The 16,056-nt window shown below is 74.4% G+C and carries 14 protein-coding genes; all 14 read left to right on the top strand.

Features of this window, described 5'->3' with window-relative positions; translation table 11 throughout:
• The first annotated feature begins 912 nt into the window (after positions 1–912).
• Positions 913–1,386, top strand: coding sequence for a hypothetical protein (locus MFF22_RS02845; RefSeq protein ID WP_012752991.1), 474 nt, complete (start codon positions 913–915; stop codon positions 1,384–1,386).
• A gap of 367 nt (positions 1,387–1,753) precedes the next feature.
• On the top strand, positions 1,754–1,990 hold the full coding sequence (locus tag MFF22_RS02840; RefSeq protein ID WP_009862913.1) for a DUF6894 family protein: 237 nt from the start codon (positions 1,754–1,756) through the stop codon (positions 1,988–1,990).
• A gap of 438 nt (positions 1,991–2,428) precedes the next feature.
• Positions 2,429–3,703, top strand: coding sequence for a multidrug ABC transporter ATPase (locus MFF22_RS02835; RefSeq protein ID WP_082773369.1), 1,275 nt, complete (start codon positions 2,429–2,431; stop codon positions 3,701–3,703).
• A gap of 321 nt (positions 3,704–4,024) precedes the next feature.
• The gene (locus MFF22_RS02830) at positions 4,025–4,861 is read left to right on the top strand and encodes a hypothetical protein (RefSeq protein WP_153874034.1); all 837 of its coding nucleotides are present in this window, start codon (positions 4,025–4,027) and stop codon (positions 4,859–4,861) included.
• A gap of 57 nt (positions 4,862–4,918) precedes the next feature.
• Positions 4,919–5,317 carry a hypothetical protein gene (locus MFF22_RS02825; RefSeq protein WP_153874033.1) on the top strand — a complete coding sequence of 133 codons (399 nt, stop codon included), beginning with the start codon at positions 4,919–4,921 and terminating at the stop codon, positions 5,315–5,317.
• Between the two features lie 206 nt (positions 5,318–5,523).
• Positions 5,524–6,900, top strand: coding sequence for a hypothetical protein (locus MFF22_RS02820; protein WP_153874032.1), 1,377 nt, complete (start codon positions 5,524–5,526; stop codon positions 6,898–6,900).
• A gap of 258 nt (positions 6,901–7,158) precedes the next feature.
• Entirely contained in the window at positions 7,159–7,650 is a 492-nt protein-coding gene (locus MFF22_RS02815; RefSeq protein ID WP_158022375.1) for a hypothetical protein, read from the top strand.
• Between the two features lie 459 nt (positions 7,651–8,109).
• Positions 8,110–8,262 (top strand): hypothetical protein, encoded by a 153-nt coding sequence (locus MFF22_RS02810; protein ID WP_009863639.1) that lies wholly within the window; start codon positions 8,110–8,112, stop codon positions 8,260–8,262.
• Positions 8,263–8,353: 91 nt separating this feature from the next.
• Positions 8,354–9,517, top strand: a complete 1,164-nt coding sequence (locus MFF22_RS02805) for a hypothetical protein (protein WP_238247522.1) — start codon at positions 8,354–8,356, stop codon at positions 9,515–9,517.
• A complete protein-coding gene (locus MFF22_RS02800; protein WP_012752999.1) occupies positions 9,517–10,203 on the top strand; it encodes a TnsA endonuclease N-terminal domain-containing protein in 687 nt (228 codons plus the stop codon). Before MFF22_RS02805 ends, MFF22_RS02800 begins: the two co-directional genes overlap by 1 nt.
• Before the next feature lie 4 nt (positions 10,204–10,207).
• Positions 10,208–10,420, top strand: coding sequence for a hypothetical protein (locus MFF22_RS02795; protein ID WP_066927220.1), 213 nt, complete (start codon positions 10,208–10,210; stop codon positions 10,418–10,420).
• A 2-nt stretch (positions 10,421–10,422) separates the two neighbouring features.
• The gene (locus tag MFF22_RS02790) at positions 10,423–12,669 is read left to right on the top strand and encodes a TnsB C-terminal domain-containing protein (RefSeq protein ID WP_082222805.1); all 2,247 of its coding nucleotides are present in this window, start codon (positions 10,423–10,425) and stop codon (positions 12,667–12,669) included.
• Positions 12,670–12,679: 10 nt separating this feature from the next.
• A complete protein-coding gene (locus MFF22_RS02785) occupies positions 12,680–13,801 on the top strand; it encodes an ATP-binding protein (protein ID WP_066923658.1) in 1,122 nt (373 codons plus the stop codon).
• A 10-nt stretch (positions 13,802–13,811) separates the two neighbouring features.
• Positions 13,812–15,671, top strand: coding sequence for a TniQ family protein (locus tag MFF22_RS02780; RefSeq protein ID WP_066923656.1), 1,860 nt, complete (start codon positions 13,812–13,814; stop codon positions 15,669–15,671).
• Positions 15,672–16,056: the final 385 nt, after the last annotated feature.

The following is a 16,056-nucleotide window of genomic DNA, read 5'->3' as shown; positions in this document are numbered from 1 at the left end:
TGTCGTCTGCATGCCGCAGAGACCGACGTATCGAGGTCGTGGTGGTTTACTCGGCTTATCCAGGTCAGCCGAAGGCAAAGCCGCCGCATCCGGCGGAACGCCAAGATGGCGGGCAAGCAGATGCCGTCCGGGACATTCGAGCGCCGGGCTGAGACCCGAGCCGCAGTCGCAGGTGCCACCGCACAGGCCCGGTCCAGGCAAGGAGTCCTGGGAACAGCCCGGAGGCTCGCGGCTTCCGTCGCGCAGCACGCCGGGCAGGTCCGCGAGAGCGATGGTAGCCTGCCTCTCGGCCGGTCCGCCCGTGGCCGCGGTCGCGAGACCGACCAGCCCCAGGATCAGCGCAAGCGCGATCATGCACGCGCCCAGGCGGAGCGGGCGGATCGCGGTCGGCACGGAGATGCGTCCGGTTTTGCGCATGGCTCTCAGGGATCGGGCCGCCGGTCACGCGAAGTGGTTTCGGGCATCCGCCCGGCCGTCGCCGGCTGACCGGACGGTGCGGCCCAGGCCGGAACGGTCCCGGGCGGCCTGTCCATGCCCCTCGTCCTGCAGCGAAGGGACTTCGCGGCCGCGGGAGACGCGGGCGTCGGGTCCGCAAGAGCCGCTGCGATCATGAGGCGCTCCCTCTGCCCGGCACCGGGGGCCAGGCCGGAGGGCCGCCTTCATGCACCCTGTAGCCACTACAGGGTCAAGGCCATATCGCGGGTCCCTTCGCCGACCGTCGGCGGTCTTGCCAGCGCCGCGGGGAGGCGCAGTTGGCCCGGCCGAGGCGTCATGCGGCCGACCGCAACCGGGACCCAGCGCGGGCCATCGTTCGTCGCCTCCGGGCCGGGGGAGGTGCACGCTCGTCCCGGATTGCCGGGGCTGCGTGCTCGTGCGATGCTCCGCGGGAGGCGGGGGGAGGTCAGCGAACCTGTGGCGATCGCGCGTTTCCTGGTGCTGTCCGTTTTCGCGTTGGCCATTGCCGTCGCGCCGGCGGCGCAATGCACGACGCCGAGACACGCCTCCCTCGCTGACCTGACGGTGGCGGAGCCCCCGGCCTATCCTCACGACGGTGGATGGAGCGTTGGCATCGTGCCGGCGCCCGACGATGGCGACGTCGTCGGCGCGGGGGCCGAGGCGATCTCCGCGGCCGCCGAGGCGGCCGGTGACATTCCGGACGACGTGGCGCCGAAGCCTTCCCACCGGCACCAGCCCCAGCAGAAGCGCGCCGCCTCCTGCCCGGCGACCTGTTCGCCCTTGGCATGCCAGGCCGCCGTGCCCGCGCCGCCGGCCTCCGGTGCCATATCGGGGCTTCGGCCGGCCGAGCGGCTCCGGGCGCTGCAGGAGGATGCCGTCGCCGACCCGCACCTCCTGCGCATCGAGCGGCCGCCGAGACGCACCGCCTGACGCGGGCGGCGCCCGGACGCGGCCGCCCCGAAACCGCGTCGCCGAGCCGGTCATCCTGAGCTGATCCCGGCCGACGGCCGGCCGTGCCCTGGTCGACGCCTCCGCGTCGCCGGTGCAACTCGGGCGCGCCGTCCCTCCCATGCCCGCCAGCCCCGCTCCGCGGCAGGCCCGCCCCCGTCCGGGACCTCCCTGATGTCGACGGCGGCGGGACCGGTCATCGGCCGCCGCGGGCAGGGGCGCCGTCGGCAAGCTCTGTGGGGCGATGCCAACCGCCGTGCCTCCGGATTGGGAGCCCGGACGCCCGCGCCGGCCCGTTACCGCCTCGTCCGCGAGGCGGCGTCATTGTCGGAGAGCGAGGATCCAGCCGATGCCGCGGTACTTCTTTGATTTCAGCGACGCCAACGGAAAGGTCTTCGACCGGGACGGCCTCGACCTCGCCGACCGAGAGGCCGTGCGGGAGGAGGTCAGCGCCACCCTTTCCGAGCTCGCCAGGGACCTGCCGCCCGGCGAGGACCGGACCACGCTGATCGCGCGGGTGCGCGACGAGGCCGGGGGCGTCCTGCTGATCGCAACGCTGTCGCTCGTCGTGGAGTGGGTCACCTAGGCCGATGCGAGCCGCCGAGGGACCGTGCCGTCAGCCCTTGCCCCGTCTCGCTCCGGCCGCGGGAAACGGATGCGCGACGGCGGCTCGGTTCGCGCTCACGTGCCGGGAGGTCAAGGCGGCACCGCGCCCGCTGCCGCGCGGGGCCTGCCGCGCGCCCCCGGGCCGGGGTTGGCGCAGCTCCGGGCGCGAGCGCGGCGCCGCATCGCTTCGCCCGGCTGCCGGAGGCCCCGGTCCCGCGGCGCGTGCGCGGCGGCCCTGGCCGCCCGGCCCGAGCCTGCGGACGGGAATCCCCCGGTCGTCACCGGCCGGGCCGGGCCGGCGGAGCCCCCGGCGAGGCCCGGACGCGAAACGGGGACGTGACGCGGGCACGCACGCATCGGCGCGGGCAAGCCTGACGGCCCCCACGGGATGGGATCGATCCCGGCATCGGAGCGCCCCGTGGTGACGCCAGCCTTCATCCACGCCCTGGCCCACCGGATCACGGGGCTCGACTACCCGCACGGCCACTGGTGGATCGACCTCCTGGCCGTGCTCGTCTTCGTGGTCGCGCCGGCCTGGACAGGATGGCTGATCGTCCGGTTCGGCCTGCGGTGGGCGGGGCTGCGGCGGCGCCGGCGGGCCCGGCCGAGGCCGATGCCGCCGACCGCGGTCGGCGCGTCCGAGGGCGAGCGGGGGTGGCGCCTGGAGCGCTTCATCGTCCGGGCGACGCTGCGCTTCCAGCTGCGCCTCGTGCTGCTCTCGCTGCTGACCCTTCCGGCGGCGTGGCTTCTCCTGGAGATCCCCAAGCACATCATCAACCGCGCCATCACCGACGCGGACGGGGACGGCCATCCGGAGATGACCGTCCTGGGCCTCACCCTCTCGCAGGTGGAACTCCTGTTCGCCCTGTGCGCCAGCTACCTTGCCGTGCTGACGCTGGGCGGGCTCGCCAAGTACGCGGTCAACCGGGCGCGCGGGCGCGTCAACGAGCGCCTCGTGCGCCGGCTACGCCTCGCCATCGTCCGGCGGGCGCGCGGGGAAGGCTCGCCCGAGCGCCGGGCCGCGCTCGCGGCCGTCGCCGTCCAGGAGGTCGAGCCCATCGGCTACTTCGGGGCCAGCCTCGTGGCCGTGCCGCTCGTGCAGGGCGGCACGCTGGTGACCAGCGTCGCCTTCCTGCTCCTCCAGAACGCCGCCCTCGCGCTGGCCGCGCTGATGATGCTGCCGGTGCAGCTCAGCGTCCTGCCCCGCCTCCAGCGGCGCCTGAACGGCAGGGTGCGCGCGCGGGTCCACGCGACCCGGGCGCTCGGCGGCCTCCTGACCACGGAGGAGGCCGCCCGCGCGCCCGCGGCCGCGCCCGGCCCCGCACGCGGGTCGGCCCTGCTGCGGCAGATGCGGTTGGCGGAGGAGCTTGAGCGGGTGCGGGTCGAGATCAACGACCTCAAGGGCCGGCTGAAGGGGCTCTACAACTACACCTCCAACCTCACGCCGTTCTTCTTCTTCGCGATCGGCGGCTACCTCGTCGTCCAGGGCCGCCTCTCGCTCGGCGCCCTGGTCGCGGCGCTGGCGGCCTACAAGGAGATCGCGCCGGCCCTGCGCGAGCTGTTCGACTTCGCCCAGAACTGGTCCGACGCGAGCGCGCGGTTCGAGGAGGTCACCAAGGCGGTGAGCCGTCCCCGATCGGACCAGGGGCCGCGTCTCACTGACGCGCCGGGGCGGTCGATCCGGACCGCCTGAGCGCTCGCCCGCGCCCCGTCGCCGGCGCGGCGGGCTCGCCGGGAACGCGACGGGCAACGGATCGGCGTCCGGCGAAGACCGGGCTCGCGGCTCCCCGCGCGGCCCGCTCGCCGAGCCGTCGGAAGCGTGGCGGTGGTGCGGCCCGCATCCCCGCACGTCGGGGCGCGTAGACTGCTTTCGGTTAACCAAGGCCAGAGATTGCGGTGGGGTGAACTGCTTTCAGGCAAGACCGAATCTAGCCAGTCTATTTTACCATTGGTATAATTCAGCCTTCCTCAGAGAAGGAAGCTCCAGCGGCCCGCAACCGGAAAGGATGCCGCCATGGTCTATGGGTTCTTCGCGGACGATGCGTCCGGATACCACGCGGCGTTGCTGGCCGCCGCCGCCCTCGCGCGCGTCGAGCGCCCGGCCACCGTCCTGGCCTACCCCGGGCACGCGCCCGGCCCGGCCGCGCCGGCCGGCCGGCGCCCGCCCGCCCTGGTCGCCCACGGCGCGGCGGCGCAGCTCCAGGGCCTGCTCGACCGCGCGGCGGCAGCCCTGGCGGGCGGGTCCGAGGTCTTCCTCGTGCTGCCGCTCGCCGCGCTGGACGAGGACCGGGTCCGCGCCCGCCTCGGCGTGGCGGTCGTGACGGGCATGAGCCCGCTCCACGCCGCCCGGGCCCTGCGGGCCGTCGCGCACGCGGCCGCCCCGGCCGGCCGGCGCCCGCCGCCCCCCTGGCTGCTGCCCTGGTCCGCCGCGCTCTCCGGATGCCGGCGCCTCGAAGGCAGGCTGCGGACGCTCCCGGTCCGCCTCGCCCCGCCCGGTCGCGCGGACCTCGCCGCCCTCGCGGCCGGCACGCCGGCCGCCAGCCTGCTGCGGTCGGGCACCCTGCTCATGGCCGTCCTGGAGGCCGCGGCGGCCGACCCGGACGCGCAGCGGCTCGACGCCGCGGCCCTCGGGGAGGCGCTCAGCCCCGCCGGCTCCCCCGCGGACCAGGCCACCGCCGAGCGCCTCAGGGACCTCGCCGAGAGCTTCGCGCGCCTCGGCGGCGACGGCTCCCGAGCGGCGCGGGCGCCCCGCCGCGCGCCGCCGCCGAGGCGCCGCAGGCCCGGACCCCGCGTTCCCGGCCGACGCCCCGCCGCCTGCCAGCCCTGCGCGGCGATGCCGGGGGCTCGGTGAGCCGGCAACCCCTCCGACCTGCGCCACCCCATCGATCCTGCTGCGACGGAGACGACGATGACGACATTGGCGAACACCCGCGGCGCCCCCTCCAGGGCAACGCCCGGGCGCGCGGCGAATCCCAGGCCCCGCCGGCCCGGGCCGGCGCGCTCGCCCGGGCCGGGCCGGGGCCGCCCGGACCGCGCCCGGGGCCGCGCCGGGCGGCTCGCCGGCCGTCTCGCCCGCGACCCGGGCGCGGCCGTCGACCCGGCCTCGCCGCGGGACCGCGGGCGGACCGGGCCGGACGACCGCGGCTTCGCCGATGGCGCGGCGCTCGCCGCGCCGGAGGCGTGGACCCTGCTCGACGGCGCCTTCGACGACGCCAACGAGGACCTCGCCACCTTCGTCCGGCTCGCCCGCGAGACCGCGTCGCTGCCGGGCTCCTGGGCGTCCTGGGACACCGGCGAGGCGACCTGAGGCGCGCGCCGGTGCAGGGGATGCGGCACGGCCCGGGCGGCGCCGATTGTGGCTTGCTCCGTGGCCCGCACAATGGGGCGTGCGCCCGATTCCCGGGCGCCGTCCGCGGCCCGGATCGAAGCGCCCTGGATCCATCGCGCCGGCCTGGCGCGGTCCCGCGGCCTATCGCCCGGCCGGACGCTCGCGTTCCTGGGCATCCTCCGGCCATGCACCCCGCTCCCGTCGTCCCGGCCTCCCGCGCCGGAAGCAGCCCCACGCAAACGGACGCGGGAGAGCTCGCGACGGCGTGGCGAACCATCGCGACGCTCTCGCACCCGGCCACCCGGCACACGGTCGACGCGACGATGGAGAACCTGCACGCGGCGTTCGTGGCCGGCGGCATCCGGGCGACCCGGATCGCGGCCCTGAGGCGGGCGATCCGGAAGGATCTCCGGCAGGTCTGGGACGACGGGATCGTCCTCCCCCTGGCGCGGTCGCGCGCGGCGGCCGACCGCGCGCTCCTGCGCGCGCTCCCCGGGGCCTTCGCGCCGGCGGATCACGCGCAGGTGCGGGATGCCCTGCTCAGGGCCGCCCGCTGGATCCCCGAGGATGGCGCCTCCGCCCGCGCGCATGTCGAGCGCGCCCTCCGCTTCCTCGATTGCCTGCCGGCGGTCCTCCGGGCCTCCGACGAGCTGGAGGCGCTCGCGTTCACGGTCGCGCCGGAGGCGCGGCAGGCCGCGGCGCTGATGGCGGATGCCGGCGAGGCAAGCCGGGCGGCGCAGGCCGCCTCGGCCGGCCGGCGGCTGCGGGCGGCCCTGGCCAAGGGGCTGCCGCCGCTGGTCGAGGCCGTCGCGGATGCGCTCTACCGAGAGGCGCTGGGCGCGAGTGCCGGGCAGCGCTTCCGCCACGCCGCCGCGGTCCTCCGGGCGCTGCCGGCCCCCGGCGCCCGGAGGAGCGACCGCGACGGCCCGGCTTGGCGGCGGCGCCTCGCCGACGCGCTCGCGCGGGACATCGTCGACGCGGAGCTCGGCCCCGCCCTGGGTCGCCTGCTGCGCCGGCATCGGGGACTGGCGGTGGGTCCGGCGTCCTACGCCGCGGGCGAGGGACTCGACGGGGCGGTGGCGATCACCGTGACGCGCACCGCTGTCCGCCTCGTCCTGTCGGCCCGCTTCGACCTCCGGGCCGGCGGGATCGAGCTGTCCGTCGCGGCGGTCCTGCCGGGCGGCGGCGCGGCGCGGGTCTCCGACGCGGCGGCCGACACCCTGCTGGACGCCTCGGTCCCGGCCGAGCTCGACACCGCCGCGCACCGGGTCATGCGCCGGCTGACCCGGGGGGACGACCTGCCGGACCTGCCGCTGGGCCTGTCGGGGGAGGGGGACCTGGTCGTAGGCGGCCTGGCCGGGCGGGCGCCGCGCCCAGGCTTCCTGGAGCGGCTCGTCGCGATCGCGGACGCGGAGGGGGCCGGGCTGCGGATCGCTCCCGCCGACGACGCGCAGCTGACGGCGGCGCTGGCCGCGCTTGGCTTCGCCTGGGCGGAGGGCAGGGGGCAGCCCTTCATGTCGCGCGAGCCGGTCGGTCCGGCCGCGGCCTACCGGGCGGGGTGACGCCGAGTCACCCGGCCAACGGCCGGAGCGCGCCGGCACGCCCGGCCCGGGCTCGCCGCCCGCGGGCGCGCCCGGCCAGGTCTGCGCGGCCGGTCCGGACGGGAAGCCACCCGGCCGGAAGCAGGGTCGGTCAGGCAGGACCCCGTTAACCAGGCGCCTTGCGGCCGGGTCTCACCCGGTTGCCACGGGGTCCGCGACCGGGTAGGATTTCAAAATCGGCCTGGGCGCGACCGCCCGCGGGCCTTGTGGGGGATGGTCGTGCTCACCGAACTGCAACAGGCGCGGGAGAGGCTGCGCGAGCAGGCCCGGCAGGCCGAGGCGGAGATGCACGAAGCCGTGCGGTCGGCGATGCTGGCCGGTGCCGCGAAGCTTCGCGAGATCGCCACCGAACTGGCCGGCATCGACCACCTGATCGGCACGTTGGAGCGCTCCGGCCTCGCGCCGGCCGTGGCCCTCCCGCGGGCGGCCGCGGATGCGGATCGGCCGGGGGCGGAGCCCCTGCAACTGCCCGCGGTCACCGGCCCGGTCGCGAAGGTGATCGTCACGGCGTTGGCGAAGGCGGGCCCCCGGGGGATGTCCGGCGCCGAGGTGAACGAGGTCGTCCGGAAAGCCGGCTACCAGCTCGACGCCTCGGAGAAGTCCAAGACCAAGCTTAAGCGCGATGGGAAAATAATCCACGACCGGAAGGCGAAGATGTGGTACGCGCTCGGCCAGTTCCGGGCGCAGCCGTCTCAGGGCGAAACCGAGTAAAGTCCCGTCCCGGGACTTCGAGGGAGAGTAACAATGCCCGGCCAGATCAGACCGGTTCGCGTCCGCCGTGGGCGGTCGCGCGACCCTCCGCGACCGGCTCCGGTCGCGCCCCATGAGTCATGACAAAGGCGCACGGCCCGAGGGCCGCACGCCTTGAGATCACCTGCGTCTAACCACCAAGCCACCGCAGGTGTATCGCTCGACCGCGCCGGGAAGGGGAGTGGAATCCCCGGCCCAAGCGACGTCCGAGCCTTTTCGACCGCGACCGTGAAACTACCGCACCGACCGGATGAGGCACACGCCGAGGCCCGACACGTATGCCAGCTCCCGCGCGTGAAAGCAAGGGCCTGCGCGTGTCGCCTCCTTGGGGTGTCCCGGCCGCCTGATGCCGCCGAGCCGGGGCCGTCCGACGGACGCCCTCGACCGGGCCACCGACCTCGCGACCCCAGGAGAACGCCCTTGACCGATCAGTACGGCGGCGAGCCGCCCGCCGGCGACCGCTTCGTCGATCCCGCCTTCGACGCGTGGGACGACGACCTCGGCCTCCTTCTCGGCCACCCCACCGGCAAGTTCACGCCCGAGGCCTGGGACGACCAGGCGCCCGAGGACTAGCCCGCACGACCGGCCCCGGCCCGAGTGCCGGGGCCGCCTCGCCCAGCTTCCATCAACGCCCGCCACGGGCTTTCAGAGGACCGCCGCGGTCATGACGCAGCTCGAACTTTTTCCCGTCCAGAGCGACTCCCTCGCCCCGGCGGATCCGCCGGCCCTCTCGGAGCTGACGGAGGCGCAGCGCGCCCGCGCCGGACGGCGCCTGGCCTATGTGCAGGCCCTGGAAGGCCTGCCGGCCGGCGCGTGCGGCGCCGATGCCGTGCCGGCCGCCTTCGCGGCGGTCGGCCGTGAGGTGGACGACGTCAAGTGGCCGTCGCTGCGGCAGGTCAGGCGGTGGCAGCGGCTGCTCCGCACGAGCGGCGGGCAGGTGGCCGCGCTCGCCGACCGGCGGCGGTCCGTGCCGGCCCGGCCCCGCTGGGCCGCCTGGATCGGGTCCGTGGCCGACGAGGCCGCCGCCCAGGCCCGCCTGCGGCCGGCGCCCTCGCTCTCCCTGTTGACGCAGGCGGCGCTGCAGCGGTGCCGGGAAGAGGCCCTGGCCCGCGGGTGCGCGCCCGACCAGGTGCCGGCGCCCGGCACCCTTCGCCGGATGATCCGCGCCCGCATGCGGCCGCCGGCGCGCGGATCCGCGGCGCCCGCCCGGCAGGTCTTCCGGTTCCTGCACATGTCGAGCGGGCACCCCTTGGGCGAGGTGGTCGTCGGCGAGGAGACCCTCGACATCGCGCTGCCGGAACTCGACACGGATCGCGTCCACCTGCTGACCGCGCGGGACGCCTACAGCGGCGTGACGGTCGCGGCGAGGCTCTCCACGACGGAGCCCGACGGCGACGCCGTCCTCGGGCTCTTCGGTGCCCGGCCGGCCGCAGCCACGCCGGAGCCGCTCGGCGTCGCCCGCCTCTGCCTCGGTCTCCCGGACGCCCTCCTGCTCGACCACGCCCCCCGGTTCCGCAGCGAATCGGTCCTGCGGTCCGCGGCGGCGCTCGGGATCGAGCTGCGCTTCGGCCCGGCGGCCTCCGCGGGCGGGGCCGCGCCGGCGGCGGGCCTGGGGCAATGGCTCGCCGCGACCGGGGCCGCGGTGGCGACGGCCGACGGCCTGATGGCCGCGGTGCAGGATTGGCTCAGCCAGCACGACCTCGGCCGCTCGCGCCGGGACGGGCGGACCCCGCTGGACCGCTGGCAGGAGGGGGGGACGCGGTATCCAATCCGCCTGGGGGCGGCGGCTGCGCCCGCGCGGATGCCCGGCGCCGGGGCAGGGGCCTGATGTCCCGGACCCTGCGAAGCCGGCATGTCGGCAAGCCGAATCCGTCCCGCCGGATCGTCACCGGACGGCGGGACTGCATCACGGGCGAGATCCCCTCCGGCAAGCCGGGCATGGGCCACCGCATGGTGGCCTACGAGGGCCTCCTCGCGCGGGATTTCATCCTCCTCCTGGAGCAGGACGACGCCGTCCTGCGCTACCAGGAGGAGCCCGTCCCGTTCCGGTGGCACGACGGCGTCCGGTGGCACACCTACACGCCGGACTTCGCCGTCGAGATCGACGACGGGCGGCGCCTCTGCGTCGAGGTCAAGCCGCTGAAGCGGGTGATCAGGCTCGGCTGGGACGAGATCCGGCCCCGCTTGGCGGCGGGCGCCATCGCGGCCGGCTACCACGGCTTCGAGCTCTGGACCGAGGTCGAGATCGACGCGCTCCGGGTCGCGAACGCGGCGCTCGTCGCGAGCGAGCGAAGCTTCGTCGTCGACGAGGCGGAGCAGCACACCATCCGCGTCGTCCTGGACCGCTTCGGCGGCGAGGCCCGCGTCCGGGAGCTCCGAGCGGCCTCGGGCCTCGGGACCCGCGCCTTCCGGGCCGTCGTCGCCCTGGTCGCGCGCGGGGAAGCCGAGCTCACCGAACCCGGCCGACCGTTCGACGACCACGCCCTTGTCCGCCGTTCCCCGAGCCGGAGGTAGCCCCATGACAGGAGATCGGTCTCAGATCCGCACGCACCGCGGCGCGGTCGCGCTCGTCGACGGGATCCCCCACGCCATCGCGCGCGCCGCGGCCGGCGTCCTCTTGCGCCGGCTCGGGCCCGATCCCGTCACGCTTTTCCTGAGCGAGGCCGCGATGCTGGACCTTTGCCGCAGCGGGCGGCTGCGCGTGTCCGAGCCCGGGAGGGGGCGGCGTTGAACATGGGCGCTTGCCAGATCCGCCTGCAGGAGGGCGCCCTCGTCATCGTCGAGGGCGTCTACCACAAGGTGCTCTCGCGCGACGCGAGCGGCGTCACCCTGCGCACGCTCGGGGCGAGGCCGGTCTCGGTCACGAAGAGCCATGCCGAGCTGGCCGACCTCTACTTCGGCGAGCCGAGGCGCCTTCAACTGGTGGAGGACACGACCGCGGGCCTGCCCCAAGGCGTCCAGGACAACCTCCTCCGCACCATCGACACGTTCGATGTCCGCCAGCAGGACGCGGCGCTGATGCGCCTCGACTACATGCAGGCCTGCGACCGGTGCTTCGCCGAGCGGACCCACAAGAAGGTCCTGAAGGGCTACGCCGAGATCGCGAAGCTCGTCGCGGCGGAGCGTCGGCAACGGGTCATCGAGAACGAGGGCTCCCATCCCGACGACGTGCCGCTCGAACGGGTGAGCGGGTCCTCGCTGAAGGGTTGGTACGGGCGCTGGCGCAAGGGGGGCAGGGCCCTCGCGGCGCTGATCCCGTTGCACGACCAGAAGGGGCGGGCGGGTTTCCGCCTCGACCCGGAAGTCGAGGTGATCCTCGCCGAGCGGGTGCGCGAGGACTGGCTCATCCGGAACGGCCCCCCCCTCAGCCACGTCATCCTGTTCATCCAGGGCCGGGTCGAGCGCGAGAACAAGACGCGCGCCGTGCCCCTCGATGTGCCCGACGCCATGACCATCCGGCGCTGGGTGAAGGCGAACGTCAGTCGGTTCGACGAGATCTATCACCGCCAGGGCCCCGCGGAGGCGGAGCAGGCCTTCCGGCACGTCAAGAAGGCTCCTCAGGCGACGCGGCCGCTCGAAATCGTCGAGATCGACCACACGCCGCTCGACGTGCTGGTTCTGGAAGGCGACGGCACCCCGGCGCGGAACCGGCGTCGGAAGGACAAGCGCACCAAGCGCGTCTGGCTCACGGTCGCCATCTGTGCGGCCACCCGGATGATCGTCGGGTTCCATCTCAGCGAAGAGCGCCCCTCCTGGACCTCGGTGATGCATTGCCTGCGCATGGCGGTGCTGCCGAAGGACCTGACCCGCGTCCGCGTCGAGACGTCCTGGCCCGTGTTCGGCGTGCCGGAGGTGGTCAAGCTCGACAACGGACGGGAATTCCACTCCCGCTCGATGAAGGCGGCCGCCGGGCAGCTGCGGTTCGAGCTTCGCTACATGCCCCGGCGCAAGCCCCACCTGAAGGGCAAGGTCGAGCGGGCCCTCGGCACGATCGCGCGCGACTTCTGCGCCTACCTGCCGGGCCGGACCTTCCGGGACGTGCGCGAGCGGGGCGACTACGACAGCGTCGGGCAAGCCGCCCTGACCCTCGCCCAGCTCATCGAATTCTTCACGATCTGGGTCGTCGACATCTATCACAACCGCAAGCATGGCGGGCTGCTGGGACGCACGCCCCTGCAGCGCTGGCAGGACCTGATCGGCTACGGCACGCGCCTGCCGCCGTCGGCCGACGACCTCGACCCGCTCATCGCGCTCGTGGTCCCGAGGACCATCCAGCGGCACGGGATCACCTTCCTCGGGCTCACCTTCCAGTCGGACGAGCTGAAGGGCGTCCGCCGCAGGAAAGGCTTCCACTTCGGCGAGGAGTTCCTCGTCAAGGTCGATGCGTCCGATCTCGGCCACCTCCTCGTCCTGGTGGACGAGGAGGCCGGGTGGATCAGGGTTCCCTGCGACGACGCCTTGGCGGACGGCACCTCCCTTGCCGAGTGGCGCGACGTGGTCCGGACGGCGCGTCGCATGACGCTGGAGGGCCAGCGCGTCGCACGCGCGACCCTCGTCCGCGCGATGGAGCTGCTTCGCGCCGAATGCCGCAAGGCCGGCGTCAAGCCGCAGCGGTTGGCCAGCACCGACGTCGACTGGTTCCGCGAGCACGCGGACGACCCGATGTTCGAGGTGGCCTGGGACGTCGCTGACGAGAACGCCCACGAGGCCGAGCGGCTGCGGACCCGGCGCCCGAGGAAGGCCGCGCCGTCGGCCGCGGCCGACGGCCAGGCGGCGCCTGCGCCCCGCATCGGGCAGGGGGGCCGCAAGACCGGCGGGCGCCCGGTCCGCGCGGCGCAGGACGACTCGGTCGCCGCCGAGCCGGCACGATCACCGCCCGTCACCGCGGCGGCGACCGTGCCGGCGGCGACCATGCCGGCGGCGGCGGCCGACGACATCGGGTTCGATGCAGACGATCCCGATAACTGGACTGCCGAGTGAGGACCATCGCATGCTGCAAGCCCACGAAGCGGACATCTTCCGCCCCGACGTCACGGTCCTCGCCCCGCAGGAGGCCGTTCCCGCGCGCCGGGAGCGGTTCGCCACCCGTCTGAGCCCCCAGGATCTGGAGCGGCGCGCCTGGAAGAGACGCGTGAACACGATCCACGTGAACACGGACGTCGTCGTCAAGGCGGTCGCGCGCTTCGACCAGATGCTGGCCGACCTCGCCGACGACGTCGAGGGCCAGTGCCTTGTCGTTCCGGCTCCTTCCGGGGCCGGGAAGTCGCATCTGCTCGCCCGGCTGCAGATGCGCCCGTCCCTGGTGCCGTTCCGTGACGAGGTCGGCCCCGTGCGCCCGCTGGTGTTCATCAAGGCGCCCAGCCCCTGCACCCTGAAGACGCTGGGGCTCGCGCTGTACGTCGCCCTGACCGATCTGGAACTCAGCGCCACCCTGAAGGAGCACGACATCTGGCGCAGGGTCCGCCACCAGATGCACGCCCAACTCGTGTCGGTCGTCATGGTCGATGAATTCCACCACGCCCTCCGCGGGCGCACCGGCGACGAGCGGCGGGCCTTGGTCGAGACGCTGAAGAACCTCGTCCTCCCGGACCCGAACGACCCCCTGCGGCCGCCGGGGGCGGAGATGCGCCCCATCTCGCTCGTGCTCTCCGGCATGCCGTGGCTGAGGCGGGTGCTCAAGGAGGACTTCCAGTTGCTCCGACGCTGCATCTTCATGCCCATCAGGCCACTCGGCCACTCGGCGGCCTGTGTGAAGAAGGCGACGAAGTTCCTGGAGCTGATCGAGCCGCGGCTCGGCTTCCCGGCCCCCTCCGGCCTGTCCGAGCACGACATGGTCCAGCGCATGCTCAAGGCATCGGCGGGATACACCGGCCGGATGATGCACCTCGTCAAGAAGGCGGCCTTCCGCGCCATCCGAAGCGGCGCGCCGAGCATCAGCCAACTCGACCACCTAGCATTCGTCTTCGACGAGATCTTCGAGCTCGGCCCTCACCGGAACCCGTTCAGGGTGCCCGACATCTCGACCTGCCCGAAGCTGAAGGAGATCGAGTTCGACAAGCTCACCCGACTGATGGGAACCGCGCAAGCGGACATCGACCCGGACGACGCGTAGGAGGACGTCGGTGCGACTGACCATCATCCCGCCCGTCGTCGAGGGCGAATCCGCAGCGGCGCACCTGCTGCGCGCCTTCGACGTCAATGGCGAGCCGTGGAGCCGGGAACGCCTGAGGAGCGCCGGCCATGCCTTGAGCGACATCCTGCAGGGGCGCGCCGCCAAGCCCCTCGCGGACCGGCTCGGCCGTGACGGTGAGCCCTTCCTGCGATGGACCCCGGCGGAGGTCACCAAGCGGAGGGTCGTGATCGCCGGCGAGGAGATCCACCGGGACGACTGGACGACGAACGCGCGTCGCTGGTGCCCGCGCTGCTGGGACGACGACCTCCGCCGGCCGCGGTCCGGACGTCACGCCCATTGGAACGTTCACCGGCGCTTCTGGTGGGACGTGGCTGCCGTCCGCACCTGCCCGGTGCATCACGTCCTGCTGGCCGCGGCTTGCCCGACCTGCGGCGTGGACGTCACCTGGGAAGCCGGCTCGCTGACCCGGTGCAGGAACGGCCACCCCCTGCTGGCCTGCGAGGGCGTCGAGGTCGCGCCCGGCACGACCCTGGCGGACGCCTACGTGGTCGGCCGCCTCGGCGGCATGCCGAGGACGGAGGTCCCCATTCTCGACGGGCTGACGCTCGCAGAGGCTTGCGACGCCATGGAGCGGCTGGGCGTCGCCCGGCACGGGGGCGCCGACGGGGCCTTGTCGAAGTTTCCGGCGGAACGCCATCCCGAGGTGCTTTCGGCCGGCCTCGCCATCGCGCGGGACTGGCCGCGCGCCTTCGAGGCCCTGCTCGACGGGATGGCCGGAGCCGACCATGTCGGCCTCGGGGCCTGGGGCGCCGAACAGGTCTATGGCTACCTGTACCTGTGGGCGAAGCGACTGCCGGCGGGAGGGAGCGGTGACGCGGTGCGGGCGATCCTCTTCGCGCATCACGCGGCACGGGGTCCGGTCCACAAGACCTCGGTGGTGATCCGGCATGCCGATGTCCCCCTGGTCAGCCTCGCCGAGATCGCGGCCCAGTGCGGGCGCCGGCCGGAGTTCGTCGCCGGCTACGTCAAGGCCCTGGGTGCGTGGCCGGAACGGACCAAGCGGGGCACGCCCATCGGCATCACCCGCGAGACCGCCGCCGAGATCCGCGCGCTCCTCGACCGTGCGGTCCGCGCGGACGACCTGCCCGCCGCGCTCGGGCTGGCCAAGCGACAGGCCAGGATGCTGGTGGCCGCCCGCATCGTCCCGCCAGCCGAGATCCATCGTCGCGCCGGCATCAAGGCCGAGGTATTCGACCGGGGTGCCATCGACGCCGTGCTGGCCCGACTCCGCGGCCCAGCGCCGACCGTCGAGGCCGCTCCCGCCGGCCTCCTGCCGCTCGCGCGCGCCAGCCAGCACGGCAAGGTCGACGGCGTGCGCGGCACCTGCGCCATGATCTTGGCCGGACAGCTCCGGGTCAGGGCGGTCCTGCGGGACGCGCCCGGCCTCGCGGGGTTCCTCCTCGACCCGGAGGACATCAGGGCCGCGCGCCGGTCCCGCGGGGGCGGCGGCCTCACCCTCGCAGAGGTCGGCCGGCGCATCACGGTGCCGTCCGACGTCGTCGGCCTGATCGTCCGGCAAGGCCTGCTGACCGGGACCGCGACCGCATGCGGGGAGATCCTCGTCCCGGAGGATGCGTTGGCGGCCTTCGAGAGCGAGTACGCAACCACGGGGGCCCTCGCCAGGGACATCGGATCCGGCATTCGGTGGGTGCGGGAAGCCCTCGACCGGGCCGGCATCAAGCCGGTTTTCGCGACCGCCGGCCGTAAGGTCACGACGGTGTGGTCCCGGGAGGATGTACCGCGGGACCTCCGGCGCCGCATTCCCAGGACGCATGCGCGCCCGCTCTAACGGAGGTTGCGCCTCGGCGGCGGGATACGTGAGCGGACCGTGCGGGGCTGCCCCATCCGAGAGCCCGCGGCGGGCGCACCGGGCGCCCGGGTCCTGCGACGCGGCGGCCGCCGCCCGGGAACCCGAGAGACGCAAGAGGATGGCGGCCCAAGGCAATTTCGCAGCAGCGTGCTGCAAGATCGCGGGACCGGCCCAATACTCGCCGAAGCCCTCCCGTGCTTGAGGTCTCGTCGCGGGAAGCGTCCTGCGCCGAAGTCCGTCCCATTGTGCTCCTACAGCCGGGGAACGGGCTCGGCCCCCCAGCGCCGGCTCTCCTGCTTGTCGGCGATGGACCGATGGCCCCCAGCTTGCGCCGCGTTCAGGCTCCTCACGATGTCGGGGGCGC

It is taken from the genome of Methylobacterium persicinum, assembly GCF_022179525.1.
GTDB lineage: Bacteria > Pseudomonadota > Alphaproteobacteria > Rhizobiales > Beijerinckiaceae > Methylobacterium > Methylobacterium persicinum.
The sequence above is the reverse complement of the archived record's forward strand: the minus strand, read 5'-3'. Positions and strand labels throughout refer to the sequence as shown.

Coding starts and splice junctions, on each gene's coding strand:
- MFF22_RS02785 (WP_066923658.1), top strand. CDS start 12,680: ATGCTGCAAGCCCACGAAGCGGACATCTTCCGCCCCGACGTCACGGTC.
- MFF22_RS02840 (WP_009862913.1), top strand. CDS start 1,754: ATGCCGCGGTACTTCTTTGATTTCAGCGACGCCAACGGAAAGGTCTTC.
- MFF22_RS02805 (WP_238247522.1), top strand. CDS start 8,354: ATGACGCAGCTCGAACTTTTTCCCGTCCAGAGCGACTCCCTCGCCCCG.
- MFF22_RS02825 (WP_153874033.1), top strand. CDS start 4,919: ATGACGACATTGGCGAACACCCGCGGCGCCCCCTCCAGGGCAACGCCC.
- MFF22_RS02800 (WP_012752999.1), top strand. CDS start 9,517: ATGTCCCGGACCCTGCGAAGCCGGCATGTCGGCAAGCCGAATCCGTCC.
- MFF22_RS02790 (WP_082222805.1), top strand. CDS start 10,423: ATGGGCGCTTGCCAGATCCGCCTGCAGGAGGGCGCCCTCGTCATCGTC.
- MFF22_RS02830 (WP_153874034.1), top strand. CDS start 4,025: ATGGTCTATGGGTTCTTCGCGGACGATGCGTCCGGATACCACGCGGCG.
- MFF22_RS02820 (WP_153874032.1), top strand. CDS start 5,524: ATGCACCCCGCTCCCGTCGTCCCGGCCTCCCGCGCCGGAAGCAGCCCC.
- MFF22_RS02795 (WP_066927220.1), top strand. CDS start 10,208: ATGACAGGAGATCGGTCTCAGATCCGCACGCACCGCGGCGCGGTCGCG.